Source organism: Aequorivita sp. H23M31, from assembly GCF_004022485.1.
Taxonomy (GTDB): domain Bacteria; phylum Bacteroidota; class Bacteroidia; order Flavobacteriales; family Flavobacteriaceae; genus Aequorivita; species Aequorivita ciconiae.
Window position 1 is genome coordinate 1,464,260 of the sequence record NZ_CP034951.1, and the last position, 13,047, is coordinate 1,477,306.

The window sequence follows — 13,047 nt, forward strand, 5'->3', positions numbered from 1 at the left end:
AGTTATGAGTGATGTATAAGGGGTAAAGTAAATAATACAATATAAAAAGGTTTATAAAAAGGTTCAAAAAGCCCGTGTTTTCAAGCGACACGGGCTTTTTTATGCGCTGAGGTTAGCAAAAGCAAATTGTACATTAATTACATTTATCTACCATTTATCTACCATTAAACAAGCCTTAAAATACTTTTTATCAACAGTGATCTTCCATTGGGTGGTCCATAAGTGCCAATAAGTACTATACTGCCTAGAAAAACAAGGGGTATGGCACAAATGTACACATTAGAAGGCTGTGTTGCAAGGTGGTTTTTTGGGCAGGATAAGCCACCTTTTTGTTGAGGCCAACAAAATGGTAAAAAAAGGTAGGATGGACAGTAGGATGGACAGTAGGATGGACAAAAAGCGATAAAAACAGACCTCTAAACCATACCTAAGCAACCAAAAAAAGGTGAAAAACGCCCTTTTTGGTGGTTATAAAGGGGGGCAAACGACATAAAAAAAGCACCTTAAAAGGGGTGCTTTTGTTGATTATCAATGTGTTAGGTATAAAACGGCTCTATTTTTTCCGCGCAAACCTTGTACAATTTGTCAATTACCGGTCTGGTTCAGCAACGTTTCGGTAATTATTTTGAGGTTCCAGTTCTTTTTTTAGTTGCTCAATCTCCTTTTCCAGCTTTTCAATGTGCTTTTGTTGCAGCGTGATCAGGTACTGGTCCCTTTCGTCTTCCGGGGGCTTCTTTTCTAGTGGATCGGCACCGGTCTTTTTCAGCATTTCTCCTTTTCCCGTCAAGAGCCATTCAATATTTATAATTTCAGAATATTCTGAATTTAATAGACGTTCGAAAAAGTCAAAACTTGGCTTGGCTTTTCCTTTAGTCATATCATAGATGCCCTGAGTTCTATCGTAGCCTAAATTTTTAGCAAATTCATTCCTTGTAATTCCCAAGGAATCAATTAGTTTCGTTAGACGTACAGAAATATCTGTATTATTCTTCATATTTATTTGGTTAATACAGAAAATTCTGTATATATTTGCTTATCAATAACCCAAAGATATGAAAAGTAAGACAGTAAAAGAACGCAAGGCACTGGAAGAAATGTTGATATGGGGCGACATTGCCCGTATAGCAAGGCTTGCCGAGGTAAACAGAAAAACGGTGGAACGCTGGTTTAACGGTGATAACAACAACCACAAAGTGGCGGCCTATGCCAAGGCTGTAATTGAAAAAAGAAACGAAACAATTGAATCTAAAATTGCAGAATTATGAGCAAGACAACCATTAACATACATATTTCTAAAATGTATGTAACACAGGACACCTGTCCGATTGTAACCGAACAGGTTTTAAAGGAGATTAATAAAAGAGTTCAATCTGCTGTATTTCAAGATTGCAGGGGTTCTGAGCATTAAATATCAAATCCCATCTTTTTAGCGAGTTTTTGAACCAAAGCACCAATGTTGTAATAATCCATAACTCCTACAACGGCCCCACAAGAAGCGCATTTTATGAATTGCAATTTATACCTAGAATTTTTCGGAGTCTCGATAGAGGATTCAAAACTCGTTGAGTTGCAAGAAGCACATTTAGAATAAGCCATATCACTATTATTTTAAGGTTAGCACTTCAAATATAGTGAAAATCCCGCCACGGCACAGCGTGGTTTCGACACCACGGCGGGAGCAACCAATTAAGAATTATGATTCCATCAGGACCCATATACGAAACCTACAACGGAAACACACTTTGCGTCAATCAAGACGTTTTCCTATTCATCGGTATTGCCACACTTGACCAATTCCAGAAATGGGTGCAACGCAAAAAATTGGTTAGAGTCCGTACCAAAGGAAACGGCCGTACTGGTCTCATAAAGTACGATAGCATTCCGCCCACCTACTTACAAAAAATCAAAAAACACTTCGGAGACCCCTACCAAAAAGAAAACGTCGATTCCTTCCTGAACCGTCTCCAGAATGATGACGAAGCCGCCATCTTCTACGCCAAAGCCGGCCTTTCCCCAGAAAAGGAATACCAGCACTACATCGAGGCGCAAATCCTAAATCTTTATGGCGTACTGCTTCAGGAAATAGACGAAAAGAAAGCCCGGAACAGCAGCTTCAAAATTACCGAGGCAAAACGCACACTTTCCAAGGTCGTAAACGAACTAAAGACCATTAAGCTTCCCAACGATAAACAAAAATTCCCCCATAAATTGCCCTCCAACCCTCGAAGCCTAGAACGCCGGTATTATGAATACAAAGAAGGCAGCTACGCCACTCTCATCCACGGAAACGAAGGCAACGTTAACGGCTTAAAAATAAAGGGTAAAATTGCCGATTTCATCCTCGCCCACTACGCCCTGCCCAACAAGCCTACCGTATTGGATGTGTGGACACGCTACGAAGCCGAGCGCGCCGCCAAAAAATGGCCAAAACTGGACGATGACACCATCTACAAATGGCTGATGAAGCCTGTAAACCGCAAAAAATGGTTTCTAGGCCGTCACGGAAAGGCCGCTTGGATCAATGAGTACGGCCACAAGATTTCACGAGACAAGTCCGATTGGTTCCCTAACTGCTACTTGGCCATCGACGGTTCCAAACTCGACTGGATCCACTACAAAAAAGGAGCAAACTATAATATGGGTGCAGACCTAAAGCACGATATCGTTTTTGATGTCTATTCAGAAAAGATACTCGGATTCTACTGTGGGCTGGACCACGAGAACTACACCCAACACTTTCACGCTTTCAAGATGGCAATGGGTGAGAGCCTTCAAAAACCTGCCCTGATCACCTATGATAATCAAGGAGGCCACAAAATGGAAGAAATGCAGGATTTGTACGATCGCGTTATTGCCACCAACGGAGAGCATTATCCACACCGCGCGCTTGAGCACGGATCGCCTGTAGAGCAAATTTTCAAACGCTTTCAGCAGCAAGTTCTTAATAAAGTGTACTGGAGCGACAAACAGGCCGTAACCGTGCGCACCGAGGATAGCCGACCAAATATGGAGTTCGTAAAACGCCACCGGGACAAGTTAAAGACTATTGACGAACTAATAGCAGCCTTCAGCTACTACGTGGAAAAATGGAACGCAATGGAGCACCCGAAGTTCCCTGGGCAATCCCGAAACGAAGTCTATCAGCACGAAAGCCAGTTTGAATTGGAACGCATCAACGAGCTGGATATGATGCGCCTGTTCTGGATCACTTCCAAAGATGCGCTTACCTACACTTCCACAGGTTTCACGCCTACCATTCGCAAAGAGACCTACCATTTTGAGGTGTATGACCTTGATGGAAATGTCGATCTGGATTTCAGAGATAAATACACCGGTTGCAAGTTCCACTACCAATACGATCCTAACCAACTGGATAACTACATCCGTCTATACCTACGCCTTCCAAACGGCGACACCAAGTATGTGGCAGATGCCGAACCGATCAAAAAGGTAAAAGGTATCCCCGCACTTATGGACGATCACGATCGCAACCGCAAACACAAAATGCTGCACGTGCGCGATGAGGAGCTGAAACGAATTGAGGCCGAACTGGAGGCCCTGCGCCATAGAACAAATATTACTGAAGAATCATTAATCAAGGAACAAGATTTAGAACTGAAATTCCGAGGAAACATCCCAAAACAAATCAGGGAAACCGCGGAAGCTGGAGAAGGATCTTGGGTCAATAAATACTAATCGCTATGAGAACGCCAAAAGACAATCGCCGATACTATTTGCATCAAAAAATAAAAAAAGACTTCAAGTACTCAGCGCAAAAAAAAACAGTCTTCGTTGCTTGGGATGAAGATGTTCAAAACGAATTCCTTTCAGAACTAAAAAACGAGTATAGATACAACATTCAAACTGAAATAAGATGAAAACAACCCACCTAAACCAACTCATCCAAGAAGTAAAATGGATGTCCAAAAAACGCTCACAGAACTATGTGGCGGCAAAGTCTCAGGTTTCAACCGCCGTTATCAGCAAGATCGTTAACGGTGACCTTAGTCAGATAAGCGACTCCCTTTTAAACAAGATTCAAAGCAACTTAAAGATCGATCCTAACTGGAACATCGCCATAACCGATAATCTGGAAGGCCTGTACAACTGTTGCCGCGATGCCCAGCTGGACAGCCTCCTACTTTGCATCAGCGACAAGGCCGGTAAGGGCAAAACCAACGCTTTTGAGTACTACGACCGCAAAAACAACAATGTGTTTCACATAGAATGTCAAAAGACCTGGACCCAGAAGGTATTTGTAAAGCAGCTGCTCATTACCCTTGGCAAAAAACCGCAAGGCACCACTTGGCAGATGCTGGAAGAATTTGACCGCGCCATCCGAAATATTGAAAACGGCCTATTGATCATTGACCAGGCCGACCACCTTAAAGAGCCGCAATTCAATATGATAATGGATTTCAGCAACGACTACAAAGGCCGTCTTGGCATCATCATCAGTGGCGTAAAGCACTTGGAGCGCAAAATGAGAGCTGGCGTACTGAAAGAAAAAGGAAGCTATGACGAACTGGAAAGCCGCTTTGGCCGGACTTACATAGAACTGAATCCAGTTTCATTAAAGGACGTAACAAAAATATGTTTCGCCAACGGAGTGGAAAATCCCTCGCAGATACAGACCATTTACGACACCTGTGGCGGCGATTTAAGACGGGTTAAGCGAGACGTCCAGAAAATAAAGATAGGGCAACGACCACGCGTAAAACTGGCCTCATGATATGGCGAAACGAAAAAAGGCCGTATCGGTCTATGAACTGGAGCAAACAAGCTTTAAGACCCTTCCGCTGGAGGGCGCATTCAAAAAATTAATAGGAACACCCGAAGTGTCCGGCAGTTGGTTCGTCTTTGGCGATCCGGGACAGGGAAAAACAACATTCAACATGCAGCTGGCAAAGCAAATAACACAATGGGAACGCGTAGAGTACAATACCCTGGAGGAAGGTGCCCGGTTGAGTATGCAACAGGCCGTGCTGGAAAACAATATGGCGCAATGCCGAAAGGGAAGCTTCAAGATACTGGACAAAATGCCAATTGATGAGCTCAAGGAACGCCTCCGCAATCCACGTACCGCCCGGGTTGTGTTTATCGATTCCGTCCAGTACACTTTTATGACCAAACGCGAATATAAGGAGTTGCAGGCTGAATTTCCAAAGCACCTCTTTATCTGGGTAAGCCACGCTAAAGGCAAAAAGCCATTGGGCGCACTGGCCGAGGCTATTTGGTACGACAGCGATGTTAAAATATTTGTCCAGGGCTTCCGCGCCTATTCCATAAGCCGTGCCAGTCGGGGCATATTGACCGAACCCTACACCATCTGGGAAGAAGGTGCAAGAAAATTCCACGAAATACTCTAAACCCAAAAACCATGAAAACAATCAATGAAATCCTAAAAATGACCACCGAAGATTACGAAATGCTCCTTATGGACTGGTGGCTCAGCTACTGCGCGCAAAAAGGCCAAAACCAACAGCAGGTACAAAAACTGATGTGCAACAACACGCTATACAATTGGTGGTACGCCCAACTGGAAGCCGTGGAGCGTGAATTCATCCAAGAGGCAACGCCCTACGCGGCCAGCTACACCCAAGACGACGCCAAAAAGCTCTACGCAAAGCACGTGTACAAGCTTCAAAAGTATTACAACAGCAACCTAATTAAAGAAGCCCTAAACCAATGAACCTAAAAGTAAACCACATACCCGCCAACTGGCAGCCCGGAAACCACAGGGCAATATCCGAATGGATGGAACGCCTGCCCAGTGTTAGAAACTTTGAAACCATTAAAACCATAGACGCCAATTATGACAAAAACAGAACTGCAGCAACGCTTTAAGCTCCTTGGTTCCGTACTCTACCACAGCCGAGACCGAGGCTACTTTAGCAGTGGCCAGCGCACGTGCCTAAACATGGAGCGCTCAGCCATTATTAGAGCCATCAACCACATAGAACTGGACGGCAAAGAAACCGCCAAACCAAGCTACACCATTCCCGAACACTTGGAAGTGAAGTGTAAGCAAGTAATAACAGATTTTAAAATTTAATCTAAAACCATAATCCAAATGAACACAATAACAGACCTCAGAGAAGTATCAACCTTCAAATTGAAAGTAGAGCAATTGGCCAGAACTATGGACGGTGCTCTTAACCCAAAACTGAACCATTTCACAATGGCAGAAATAGAAAAAGAATTGTCAGATCGAGCCGCTGCAAAATTTGTAGATGCTGTAAAAAAGCACCTAGATAATAATAACGAGCCAATACGTTGGGGAATCGACCTTGGTTCGGACATCGGCCTAGAGCAATATAGCACCACCCAAATAGAGGAAGAGTTCATTAAAAGAAATCACACAGCTGAAGCATCGCTATTACTGAATATTGGAAATGGCCGTACAACTTTCGATGCCAAAGGGAAGACCTCTATCATCCTCGACAGACTAGCTCAAGCATTTAAGCACGATCCTAGATTACAAAACCTATGTATTGAAGCTACACTAATAGCGAAGCTCGATAGCTTTTTCAAAACAGATAACCCTAAACAATCATAAAAATGAGCACACAAACAATAGACCTAAGCACCCTTTCAGCCTCCGAGCTGAAGGCAGAATTGGAAAGAAGGCAAGAAGCCGAAATACAAGGCTACAAAACCGCAAAAAAGCAGTTCCGGACAGATAAGGACAATTTTGCCCTGCACGCCGCTGGCAAGTTCAAACAGCTCCAAAAGGAGATGAAGGAAATCAAGGAATACACCATTCGCGAAGCCAATAAGCTCTACGACCGCATGTACACCATTGAAGGCAAAGAACCGAAAGAAACCAAATCTTTCAGCCTTAAAAATGAAGAGGACACCATTAAGGTAACCGTAGATCGTCAAGAGCGGTTCGAGTTCAATGAGGAAGCCACCGTTCACATTAATGCCATTAAAGACATTTTCCGTGAAAAGTTTGAAGCGCGCCACAAAGGAATGTACAACCTTCTGGACGGCCTACTCATCAAAGGCACCAAAGGCGAATACGATCCAAAACTGCTCGCAAAAGCCCGCAAACAAGTACGCGAGCTTGGCGATGACAACCTGATAGCCGAATTTGACAAACTGGACGATTGCCAGCGTGTAGTTGGCTCATCATTGTACTGCCGCTTGTATATGAAAGACGACAAACAAAAATGGCAAGATGTAAGCCTTCAATTTTCATCCCTGTAAGCTATGGCCACCGAAATAAAATGCGAAGCAATAGACAGCGGCCTCATCCACGTTAACGGCAAGGAGGTGAGGCTGGACATGAACGGCAACTGGATGGGCCAACATCTGGACGTTACCGAAGCCAAGGTTTTCAACATATTTCTCAATTCCGCCGAGCGCGCTGGCAGAATAAAGATCAAGAAAGCCATTTTCACGGTTTAGACTAACCACCCCCAGCTTCCCTCCCTTTGGGAGGGTTAGGTGGGACAAAACAACAACTTATGAAAACACGAGCACCTTTCATCCCAAACGACGTTTCCCGCTGTAACAATGACCGTTGCGGCCTACGCCTCCATTGCGCCCGATACCTTCAGCTTAAGCTGGATGCAAAAACCAACGCCCCGCTCCGCAGCGTTACCCGCTTTGGAAACCAAGGAATCACAACCCAATGCGATGCGTTAATTCCGGTAGATAACCGTAAAATTTCCGATTAAGCCCAATGATTATGCAAGCAACAAAAAAACAAAAACAGCTAATCCACCTTAACACGCCTAACCGCGACATCAAAGAGGAATTTGTACAGTGGGCCACCGGAAGCGTGGAAAAGACCAGCACCAACGACCTCAGTTTTGAACAGGCCAACGAGATCATCAAGAAGCTAGGCAAACAGCCAGTAAAAGTCACCAAGGAAGATTCTCCCATGTTCTGGGGCTATTTTGACCGAAGCAACAAACAGCACCTACAGATCCAAAGCCTCTTGCACCAGATCAAATGGACAATGGCGAACACCAAATATGGACGAGTCCCGGATCTAGCACGTTTCGGTTCTTGGTTGCAAAGCGATAGGAGTCCAGTTAGGAAGCCACTTAAAAAAATGACCCCTGCCGAATGCAGTAAGATAATAAATGCCTTGAATGGCATTTTAAAAACTTTGTATAAATGAAAACAATCAATTTCTCCTACAACTGGAATAACAAACTCGAGTGTAAAGCCTACACCACGCTACGTTTAGAAAATCCATCAAAATACAAAGTTGGCGAAGTGTACGACGTAACACTCAAAGACGAAGTGCTCCACACCGCCACTATTGTCGATATTAAGATACTCCGTCTCGATCAACTGAACGATTACATCGCGTACCTGGACACTGGGTATAATTTGGATGAATGCCGTAACATAATAAAGCGCATGTATTCCAAAGTCGATTTTTCAACAAAGAAGCTCGCCTTCATATTATTAAGGAAACAGGAATTTTTAAACGAGAAATAATGATCGTATTACACCCCTGCACTCATCCGACAGAAGCCCACGCAATTATAGGCGTTGAAACCATACTAAACTGCGAAACCACAGTGGTTATTTGCACGCTTTGCAAAGAAAAATTAACCGAACCTGAAACTGATTGTAGATAATAATGCACGAAACCATTCACATAGAGCCATCCCTAACTACCCCGAATACCTGGTTCCTGTTCCGGGAGGACGGAACAGAGCTTAAGGTGTGGCTCTATCAGGATGAACTTATGAGCAAACGGCAATTATCCAAAGCCGAGACTGCCTTTCTAAATGAAATGATAAAACCTTCTAAAATCAATATATGAACAATTACGATATAACATTGAAAGTTACCGCCGAGCAACTGCTGTCCGCATTCGAAATTTTAAACAATGAACCGCCAGCACTTGGCTTATACGACAGCAAGGATCAAAAAAGAATGAAACACTTTTACAGTTTGTGGGCGGATTTGCGGAAAAAGGTAGCCCAAAAACATCTAGCTATTGATGGGAAAAAGAAACCAAGCAATTTCAAGTTGAAGTATTACCAAGCCTTTACACTGCACCAGATATTGGGTGTGTATGGCTTCCAGAACTTCCACCTCTCAGCCCAACAGCTGTTTGACCAATTAGACCAAAAACTATCCTAATGGAAAACTGCACCACATACACCGTAACGCACAAAAACGCCAACATCCTTTGGGTCTTTAAATATGATTTAAAAGGCAATTTAAAGGCGTTTGAAATCCAAGATAAGCCGCTCACAAAATCACAGCTCGACTTTCTATTTGTGCAGCAGAAATTCCCAATGAACGAAACCCAAATGAAAGAAACTTGGCTTAAACAAAAAAAATCGGAGTTTGAAATTACCATTGGCGAGCCTGATCTGTCGTTTGAATTCTTTTGGCAATCATTTGACCATAAAATAAAGAAAATCGATGCCGAGCGTACATGGAATAAATTGTCAAGAAAAGACCGGATTAACGCACTAAACTACATACAAGTTTATGACAACTATCTAGCCAGAAAGCACGTAGATAAAGCCAATCCCTACCGTTATTTAAACAAACGCTATTGGGAAGACAATCATGCATCAATTCACTAATGCCAACTAAACCAAAACCAAATGAAAATAACAAAAGAAACCCTAACCAAAGATGCCAAAGAACTAGGTATTAAGCCAGAATTATACATCTCCTGGACGCAGTATAACAACTTCATCTTTACCCGCAATAAAAATGACAAATCCATTCAGTATAAATGGAAAGACAATGAGCACTCCATAAAAGGTTTGACCGTTAAGATCAACTTTATAAACAATGAGTATCTGAGTTTTGAAATAGAAAAAAACTGGAAAGAAGATCTTCTTTCAATGCGCCTATTTCCGTTTACAGAAAACAACGCCGCTGCGGTCTATGTAATTATGATAGCAGCTATTGAGCAGTATGTAAAAAACACTAAATCCAAAACAAAATGAATCAATTCGACCTAGATCACCAATACAGCCTCTACCTAAAGCGTAGCGGTTTAAAAGAAGCAGCAATGCACGAAGTACAACGCATAGAAACCAAACGCGCCTTTTTTGGAGCCTGTGGCCAAATGCTCCTCCTTCTCCGCGACGATCTTGGCGGAATGGAAGACGAAGACCGAGCCGTAGCAACTATGCACGACATGGTAATACAATGCGAACAGTTCTGGAAAGACCAACTGGGAATTAAAACAGTAATGAAATGAGCCAAAGTAAAAAACAATCCCTCCTAGAGGCCATTACAAACACCGCTGTTGGCTTTGGTATCTCGTTGCTTTCCATCTTTATCATTCTTCCTGTGCTTGGTATAGAAAGCACGGCAAGTAAGAACGTGGTCATTACACTTTATTTTACGGTAATAAGTATTGTAAGAGGCTATGTTCTAAGACGGGTTTTTAATCGGATCCGAAGATGAAAATGATTAGGAAATGAATTTGAAGTTCATATATTTAACAATTATTAACTAAACAATTACAATTATGAATAAACTATATGTTTTAATCGTGTTTCTCCTTCCTATAATTGCTCTTTCTCAACAACCAAAAATCTCCCCTTATTATCCTGATAATCCAAATTTTGAAAGACATCAAACACAATTCACTTATTTTGATTTGAATTATGTAAACTTTCGTGTTCAAAATTATTTAGAGAAAAACAGTGGTATGGTTCTTATGGACACAAAATTTAATCTTAAAGATGGTCATGGAATAGCTGAATTCATTTATAAAGAAAGTATGGTTATAGGTTCAAATAGAAAACCATACACGCTTCATTTTAATTATACAGTTGCTCCTATTGAAAATGATCTTGTTATAACAAAGTGCAAGATAACCGGACAAGTAGATAAATTAATTGCATTTTATGTAGGATTTTGGAAAACATCTCTGCAGTTTGATGAGATAAAAAGACGAAAAGAGGTTTACAATCATTATTTGCAAGATAGAGTTTCATTTTTCTTCAACAATGGCAATCCTTATGTCATTATTGAAAACGAGACATCAATCGATTTTCAAAAGTTTAAAGAAGAATATGAAATGAAGAAAACGGCTGAAGAAAAGAGATTATTAGAATTGGAAAAAGAAAAGAAATTAAAAGCTCAACAAAAACAGGAACAGCTTGAAATTGACAGAAAACAACAAGCTGAAAAAGATAAACAAGCCGAAGAAAAAAGACAAAAACAATTAAACACAAAGGTTCTTAATTCTTCAGTAACAATAGAAAAAAAGAAAAACAAACTTCAGTTTCAAGGAAAGGTTTCTGATGGCTTTTTGCAAGATGTTGAAGAATTTTTAAAAGATAAGGAAAATGGCACATACTTGTTGCAAGTATCGACAACTTATGAATATGAAGTTGAAATTAAAAACGATTTTAGAATTTATCGTTATACTCCCCCAAAGAATCTGAAGAATACAATCTTGAATAGGTTTTAATTGATATTTTCTCACTATGTCCACATCTTTACCAAAAAATGATTTAGAGCTTCATCAAGCCTTTGGAATAATTTTGTCTATCGAAAGTTTCAGTGATTATATAATTGACATAACCGAACTGATATATAATAATGAGCTTAACAGAGAAAGCATCCAAAAAGTACTTGATGAACATAAAATCAAGAAAATTGAGAATATAAAAGAAGAACTTATTGACCTTTTAATCGTTTATATTAACTTGATTTTGAATGACCATATTATTTCCGAAAACGAAAAATTTAATGTTGAACTTCTAAAAAAACACTTCAAAATAAAAGAAGGCGATTTTTACTCTCTGCGATATCAAGAAATCGAGGATATTTTATTCCGGCAGTTTGGAAGAATTTACTCAGACAATAAAATAGATAAAGAAGAGGCTGTTCATAAAGTCGTTTTACAAGGATTATTCAATTTGAGTTATGACCAATTTGAGGAATTTCAAGAAAATGAAATTCGTCGAGCCATAGAACAGGGAGCTGATATTGCTAATCTTGATACTGCAAAACTTCCCAAATTTTCAAATATGTTAAATAGTCCGGTAAGCAGACATATTTTACAACAAGTAAAAGATTTGGTTTGGAACAGAGATAATGGTAAATGTCGAGAATGTGGTAGCAATGAACAACTTGAATTTGATCATATAATTCCTTTTGCAAAGGGAGGTTCTAATACTTATAGAAATATTCAATTGCTTTGTGAACCTTGTAACAGGATAAAATCGGATAAAATTGGATGAGATACTTAAATCTGTTAATTTCAACATCCCCCGCCCAAGTGGCGGGTTTTTTATTGTTCAAATCCCTGTTAATAACCCACACTTGGGCGCTTATGTTAAATTATAGATAAAATTTATATCTTTGGCGTATGCCCCATAACCATCGGAAGAAGAACACCCAAGCCCTGTACCGTGCCGTGCGGGAAGACTATGCCCAGCTAAGCAAGCAGGACGACAAGTACGGGTGCCGCAAGTTTACCGATGCCTATATCTTCAAGATTTTGTCTGCCCGTTATTTCCGCTCGCCCAAGACCATCGAGAACATTGTTTTTTACCGCGTTTAGAGCTGTACGTCGTAAGGTTGTACCTCCACGTCCTTAAACCCGCCTTCTTCATATACTTTTTGTGCGCTATAGTCCATAAGCGTAGCCTCATAGGTAATGCTCCACAGGTTGCCACTGCCGCCGGTGTCCACCGGGCTGTAGCTCACCCTGCGCATACTGCTGTAGTTGTCGCCCCCACTGCCGTGCAGGGTCTGGTTGAGCTGGTCCATAATGTCCAGGAAGTCCAGGGCGTCCTGTTGGTTGTAAGCTCCCTTGAAGGTATCGAGAAAAGTCTCGTAAAACACAAATACGTCCACCTGGGCGGTTACGTTCTGTACCTTTTTGCCCAGGTCGGCCATTTGGTTGCTCCTAAAAGCAAGAAAGACCGCTGGGGTGGGGAACGGGTGTTCGTCCTCCAGGTTATATACCTGCGAGTTCCACAGATCGACCCACTTTAGCTGTGGCACGTGGGCGGTTATCTTGTCTGCCAGTTCTTTGTAGAGTTCTTTAAAGTTTTGCATAGGTGTAATGGTTTTGCCCCCAAGCCC

At 41.6% G+C, this 13,047-nt stretch carries 26 protein-coding genes; 22 read left to right on the top strand and 4 right to left on the bottom strand.

All coding sequences use genetic code 11. The annotated features are described in order from the left end of the window. Nucleotides 1-589: 589 nt before the first annotated feature. Nucleotides 590-994 carry a helix-turn-helix domain-containing protein gene (locus tag EI546_RS06380; RefSeq protein WP_128249764.1) on the bottom strand — a complete coding sequence of 135 codons (405 nt, stop codon included), beginning with the start codon at nt 992-994 and terminating at the stop codon, nt 590-592. A gap of 58 nt (nt 995-1,052) precedes the next feature. Here EI546_RS06380 and EI546_RS06385 point away from each other — a divergent pair, with 58 nt between their 5' ends. Then, nucleotides 1,053-1,265 (top strand): hypothetical protein, encoded by a 213-nt coding sequence (locus tag EI546_RS06385; RefSeq protein ID WP_128249765.1) that lies wholly within the window; start codon nt 1,053-1,055, stop codon nt 1,263-1,265. Further along, complete coding sequence (locus tag EI546_RS16195; RefSeq protein ID WP_164905188.1) at nt 1,262-1,408, top strand: hypothetical protein; 147 nt, start codon at nt 1,262-1,264, stop codon at nt 1,406-1,408. Before EI546_RS06385 ends, EI546_RS16195 begins: the two co-directional genes overlap by 4 nt. Here the strand turns inward: EI546_RS16195 and EI546_RS06390 are convergent. Continuing rightward, nucleotides 1,405-1,596: a hypothetical protein gene (locus EI546_RS06390; protein ID WP_128249766.1), complete on the bottom strand. Its 192-nt coding sequence runs from the start codon at nt 1,594-1,596 to the stop codon at nt 1,405-1,407. The genes EI546_RS16195 and EI546_RS06390 overlap by 4 nt on opposite strands. Nucleotides 1,597-1,695: 99 nt before the next feature. Between EI546_RS06390 and EI546_RS06395 the strand changes: the two genes are divergently transcribed. The 8 genes from EI546_RS06395 (at nt 1,696) to EI546_RS06420 (ending at nt 7,212) form a co-directional block, all read left to right on the top strand. After that, a complete protein-coding gene (locus EI546_RS06395) occupies nt 1,696-3,696 on the top strand; it encodes a hypothetical protein (RefSeq protein ID WP_128249767.1) in 2,001 nt (666 codons plus the stop codon). 178 nt (nt 3,697-3,874) lie between these two features. Further along, nucleotides 3,875-4,732: an AAA family ATPase gene (locus EI546_RS06400; RefSeq protein WP_128249768.1), complete on the top strand. Its 858-nt coding sequence runs from the start codon at nt 3,875-3,877 to the stop codon at nt 4,730-4,732. Nucleotide 4,733: 1 nt separating this feature from the next. Then, entirely contained in the window at nt 4,734-5,369 is a 636-nt protein-coding gene (locus tag EI546_RS06405) for a DNA repair protein RadA family protein (RefSeq protein WP_128249769.1), read from the top strand. Between the two features lie 11 nt (nt 5,370-5,380). Then, a complete protein-coding gene (locus tag EI546_RS06410; protein WP_128249770.1) occupies nt 5,381-5,692 on the top strand; it encodes a hypothetical protein in 312 nt (103 codons plus the stop codon). Then, nucleotides 5,689-5,847 carry a hypothetical protein gene (locus EI546_RS16200; RefSeq protein WP_164905189.1) on the top strand — a complete coding sequence of 53 codons (159 nt, stop codon included), beginning with the start codon at nt 5,689-5,691 and terminating at the stop codon, nt 5,845-5,847. Before EI546_RS06410 ends, EI546_RS16200 begins: the two co-directional genes overlap by 4 nt. Nucleotides 5,848-5,920: 73 nt before the next feature. Next, nucleotides 5,921-6,055 (top strand): hypothetical protein, encoded by a 135-nt coding sequence (locus tag EI546_RS16575; protein WP_262707647.1) that lies wholly within the window; start codon nt 5,921-5,923, stop codon nt 6,053-6,055. A gap of 18 nt (nt 6,056-6,073) precedes the next feature. After that, on the top strand, nt 6,074-6,559 hold the full coding sequence (locus EI546_RS06415) for a hypothetical protein (protein WP_128249771.1): 486 nt from the start codon (nt 6,074-6,076) through the stop codon (nt 6,557-6,559). A 2-nt stretch (nt 6,560-6,561) separates the two neighbouring features. Further along, a complete protein-coding gene (locus tag EI546_RS06420) occupies nt 6,562-7,212 on the top strand; it encodes a DUF3164 family protein (RefSeq protein ID WP_128249772.1) in 651 nt (216 codons plus the stop codon). Here the strand turns inward: EI546_RS06420 and EI546_RS06425 are convergent. Beyond that, on the bottom strand, nt 7,201-7,461 hold the full coding sequence (locus tag EI546_RS06425; RefSeq protein ID WP_128249773.1) for a hypothetical protein: 261 nt from the start codon (nt 7,459-7,461) through the stop codon (nt 7,201-7,203). The genes EI546_RS06420 and EI546_RS06425 overlap by 12 nt on opposite strands. A gap of 11 nt (nt 7,462-7,472) precedes the next feature. Here EI546_RS06425 and EI546_RS06430 point away from each other — a divergent pair, with 11 nt between their 5' ends. The 12 genes from EI546_RS06430 (at nt 7,473) to EI546_RS06485 (ending at nt 12,520) form a co-directional block, all read left to right on the top strand. Further along, complete coding sequence (locus EI546_RS06430; RefSeq protein ID WP_128249774.1) at nt 7,473-7,685, top strand: hypothetical protein; 213 nt, start codon at nt 7,473-7,475, stop codon at nt 7,683-7,685. 11 nt (nt 7,686-7,696) lie between these two features. After that, nucleotides 7,697-8,134: a hypothetical protein gene (locus tag EI546_RS06435; RefSeq protein ID WP_128249775.1), complete on the top strand. Its 438-nt coding sequence runs from the start codon at nt 7,697-7,699 to the stop codon at nt 8,132-8,134. After that, nucleotides 8,131-8,460 carry an ASCH domain-containing protein gene (locus EI546_RS06440; protein WP_128249776.1) on the top strand — a complete coding sequence of 110 codons (330 nt, stop codon included), beginning with the start codon at nt 8,131-8,133 and terminating at the stop codon, nt 8,458-8,460. The genes EI546_RS06435 and EI546_RS06440 overlap by 4 nt, the downstream gene beginning before the upstream one ends. 145 nt (nt 8,461-8,605) lie before the next feature. Next, nucleotides 8,606-8,791 carry a hypothetical protein gene (locus tag EI546_RS06445; RefSeq protein WP_128249777.1) on the top strand — a complete coding sequence of 62 codons (186 nt, stop codon included), beginning with the start codon at nt 8,606-8,608 and terminating at the stop codon, nt 8,789-8,791. Next, a complete protein-coding gene (locus EI546_RS06450) occupies nt 8,788-9,114 on the top strand; it encodes a hypothetical protein (RefSeq protein ID WP_128249778.1) in 327 nt (108 codons plus the stop codon). The genes EI546_RS06445 and EI546_RS06450 overlap by 4 nt, the downstream gene beginning before the upstream one ends. Continuing rightward, on the top strand, nt 9,114-9,569 hold the full coding sequence (locus EI546_RS06455; RefSeq protein WP_128249779.1) for a hypothetical protein: 456 nt from the start codon (nt 9,114-9,116) through the stop codon (nt 9,567-9,569). The genes EI546_RS06450 and EI546_RS06455 overlap by 1 nt, the downstream gene beginning before the upstream one ends. A 21-nt stretch (nt 9,570-9,590) precedes the next feature. Continuing rightward, nucleotides 9,591-9,941, top strand: coding sequence for a hypothetical protein (locus tag EI546_RS06460; RefSeq protein WP_128249780.1), 351 nt, complete (start codon nt 9,591-9,593; stop codon nt 9,939-9,941). After that, nucleotides 9,938-10,198 (top strand): hypothetical protein, encoded by a 261-nt coding sequence (locus tag EI546_RS06465; protein WP_128249781.1) that lies wholly within the window; start codon nt 9,938-9,940, stop codon nt 10,196-10,198. The genes EI546_RS06460 and EI546_RS06465 overlap by 4 nt, the downstream gene beginning before the upstream one ends. After that, nucleotides 10,195-10,407 carry a DUF7220 family protein gene (locus tag EI546_RS06470; RefSeq protein ID WP_128249782.1) on the top strand — a complete coding sequence of 71 codons (213 nt, stop codon included), beginning with the start codon at nt 10,195-10,197 and terminating at the stop codon, nt 10,405-10,407. The genes EI546_RS06465 and EI546_RS06470 overlap by 4 nt, the downstream gene beginning before the upstream one ends. Before the next feature lie 64 nt (nt 10,408-10,471). Beyond that, a complete protein-coding gene (locus EI546_RS06475; protein WP_128249783.1) occupies nt 10,472-11,422 on the top strand; it encodes a hypothetical protein in 951 nt (316 codons plus the stop codon). 16 nt (nt 11,423-11,438) lie between these two features. Beyond that, a complete protein-coding gene (locus EI546_RS16315; RefSeq protein ID WP_205649760.1) occupies nt 11,439-12,197 on the top strand; it encodes an HNH endonuclease in 759 nt (252 codons plus the stop codon). Nucleotides 12,198-12,325: 128 nt separating this feature from the next. After that, nucleotides 12,326-12,520 (top strand): hypothetical protein, encoded by a 195-nt coding sequence (locus EI546_RS06485; RefSeq protein ID WP_128249784.1) that lies wholly within the window; start codon nt 12,326-12,328, stop codon nt 12,518-12,520. On the opposite strand, the gene EI546_RS06490 is transcribed toward EI546_RS06485, so the two are convergent. After that, complete coding sequence (locus EI546_RS06490; RefSeq protein ID WP_128249785.1) at nt 12,517-13,020, bottom strand: hypothetical protein; 504 nt, start codon at nt 13,018-13,020, stop codon at nt 12,517-12,519. The two genes, EI546_RS06485 and EI546_RS06490, sit on opposite strands and share 4 nt — an antisense overlap. Nucleotides 13,021-13,047 lie beyond the last annotated feature (27 nt).

What these genes read in the sequence shown, in the direction of transcription:
- EI546_RS06405 (WP_128249769.1), top strand. Translation starts at nt 4,734, where the DNA reads ATGGCGAAACGAAAAAAGGCCGTATCGGTCTATGAACTGGAGCAAACA.
- EI546_RS16195 (WP_164905188.1), top strand. Translation starts at nt 1,262, where the DNA reads ATGAGCAAGACAACCATTAACATACATATTTCTAAAATGTATGTAACA.
- EI546_RS16575 (WP_262707647.1), top strand. Translation starts at nt 5,921, where the DNA reads ATGGAGCGCTCAGCCATTATTAGAGCCATCAACCACATAGAACTGGAC.
- EI546_RS06470 (WP_128249782.1), top strand. Translation starts at nt 10,195, where the DNA reads ATGAGCCAAAGTAAAAAACAATCCCTCCTAGAGGCCATTACAAACACC.
- EI546_RS06430 (WP_128249774.1), top strand. Translation starts at nt 7,473, where the DNA reads ATGAAAACACGAGCACCTTTCATCCCAAACGACGTTTCCCGCTGTAAC.
- EI546_RS06390 (WP_128249766.1), bottom strand. Translation starts at nt 1,596, where the DNA reads ATGGCTTATTCTAAATGTGCTTCTTGCAACTCAACGAGTTTTGAATCC.
- EI546_RS16315 (WP_205649760.1), top strand. Translation starts at nt 11,439, where the DNA reads ATGTCCACATCTTTACCAAAAAATGATTTAGAGCTTCATCAAGCCTTT.
- EI546_RS06440 (WP_128249776.1), top strand. Translation starts at nt 8,131, where the DNA reads ATGAAAACAATCAATTTCTCCTACAACTGGAATAACAAACTCGAGTGT.
- EI546_RS06490 (WP_128249785.1), bottom strand. Translation starts at nt 13,020, where the DNA reads ATGCAAAACTTTAAAGAACTCTACAAAGAACTGGCAGACAAGATAACC.
- EI546_RS16200 (WP_164905189.1), top strand. Translation starts at nt 5,689, where the DNA reads ATGAACCTAAAAGTAAACCACATACCCGCCAACTGGCAGCCCGGAAAC.
- EI546_RS06455 (WP_128249779.1), top strand. Translation starts at nt 9,114, where the DNA reads ATGGAAAACTGCACCACATACACCGTAACGCACAAAAACGCCAACATC.
- EI546_RS06395 (WP_128249767.1), top strand. Translation starts at nt 1,696, where the DNA reads ATGATTCCATCAGGACCCATATACGAAACCTACAACGGAAACACACTT.
- EI546_RS06475 (WP_128249783.1), top strand. Translation starts at nt 10,472, where the DNA reads ATGAATAAACTATATGTTTTAATCGTGTTTCTCCTTCCTATAATTGCT.
- EI546_RS06485 (WP_128249784.1), top strand. Translation starts at nt 12,326, where the DNA reads ATGCCCCATAACCATCGGAAGAAGAACACCCAAGCCCTGTACCGTGCC.
- EI546_RS06385 (WP_128249765.1), top strand. Translation starts at nt 1,053, where the DNA reads ATGAAAAGTAAGACAGTAAAAGAACGCAAGGCACTGGAAGAAATGTTG.
- EI546_RS06400 (WP_128249768.1), top strand. Translation starts at nt 3,875, where the DNA reads ATGAAAACAACCCACCTAAACCAACTCATCCAAGAAGTAAAATGGATG.
- EI546_RS06415 (WP_128249771.1), top strand. Translation starts at nt 6,074, where the DNA reads ATGAACACAATAACAGACCTCAGAGAAGTATCAACCTTCAAATTGAAA.
- EI546_RS06380 (WP_128249764.1), bottom strand. Translation starts at nt 994, where the DNA reads ATGAAGAATAATACAGATATTTCTGTACGTCTAACGAAACTAATTGAT.
- EI546_RS06410 (WP_128249770.1), top strand. Translation starts at nt 5,381, where the DNA reads ATGAAAACAATCAATGAAATCCTAAAAATGACCACCGAAGATTACGAA.
- EI546_RS06460 (WP_128249780.1), top strand. Translation starts at nt 9,591, where the DNA reads ATGAAAATAACAAAAGAAACCCTAACCAAAGATGCCAAAGAACTAGGT.
- EI546_RS06465 (WP_128249781.1), top strand. Translation starts at nt 9,938, where the DNA reads ATGAATCAATTCGACCTAGATCACCAATACAGCCTCTACCTAAAGCGT.
- EI546_RS06420 (WP_128249772.1), top strand. Translation starts at nt 6,562, where the DNA reads ATGAGCACACAAACAATAGACCTAAGCACCCTTTCAGCCTCCGAGCTG.
- EI546_RS06435 (WP_128249775.1), top strand. Translation starts at nt 7,697, where the DNA reads ATGCAAGCAACAAAAAAACAAAAACAGCTAATCCACCTTAACACGCCT.
- EI546_RS06450 (WP_128249778.1), top strand. Translation starts at nt 8,788, where the DNA reads ATGAACAATTACGATATAACATTGAAAGTTACCGCCGAGCAACTGCTG.
- EI546_RS06445 (WP_128249777.1), top strand. Translation starts at nt 8,606, where the DNA reads ATGCACGAAACCATTCACATAGAGCCATCCCTAACTACCCCGAATACC.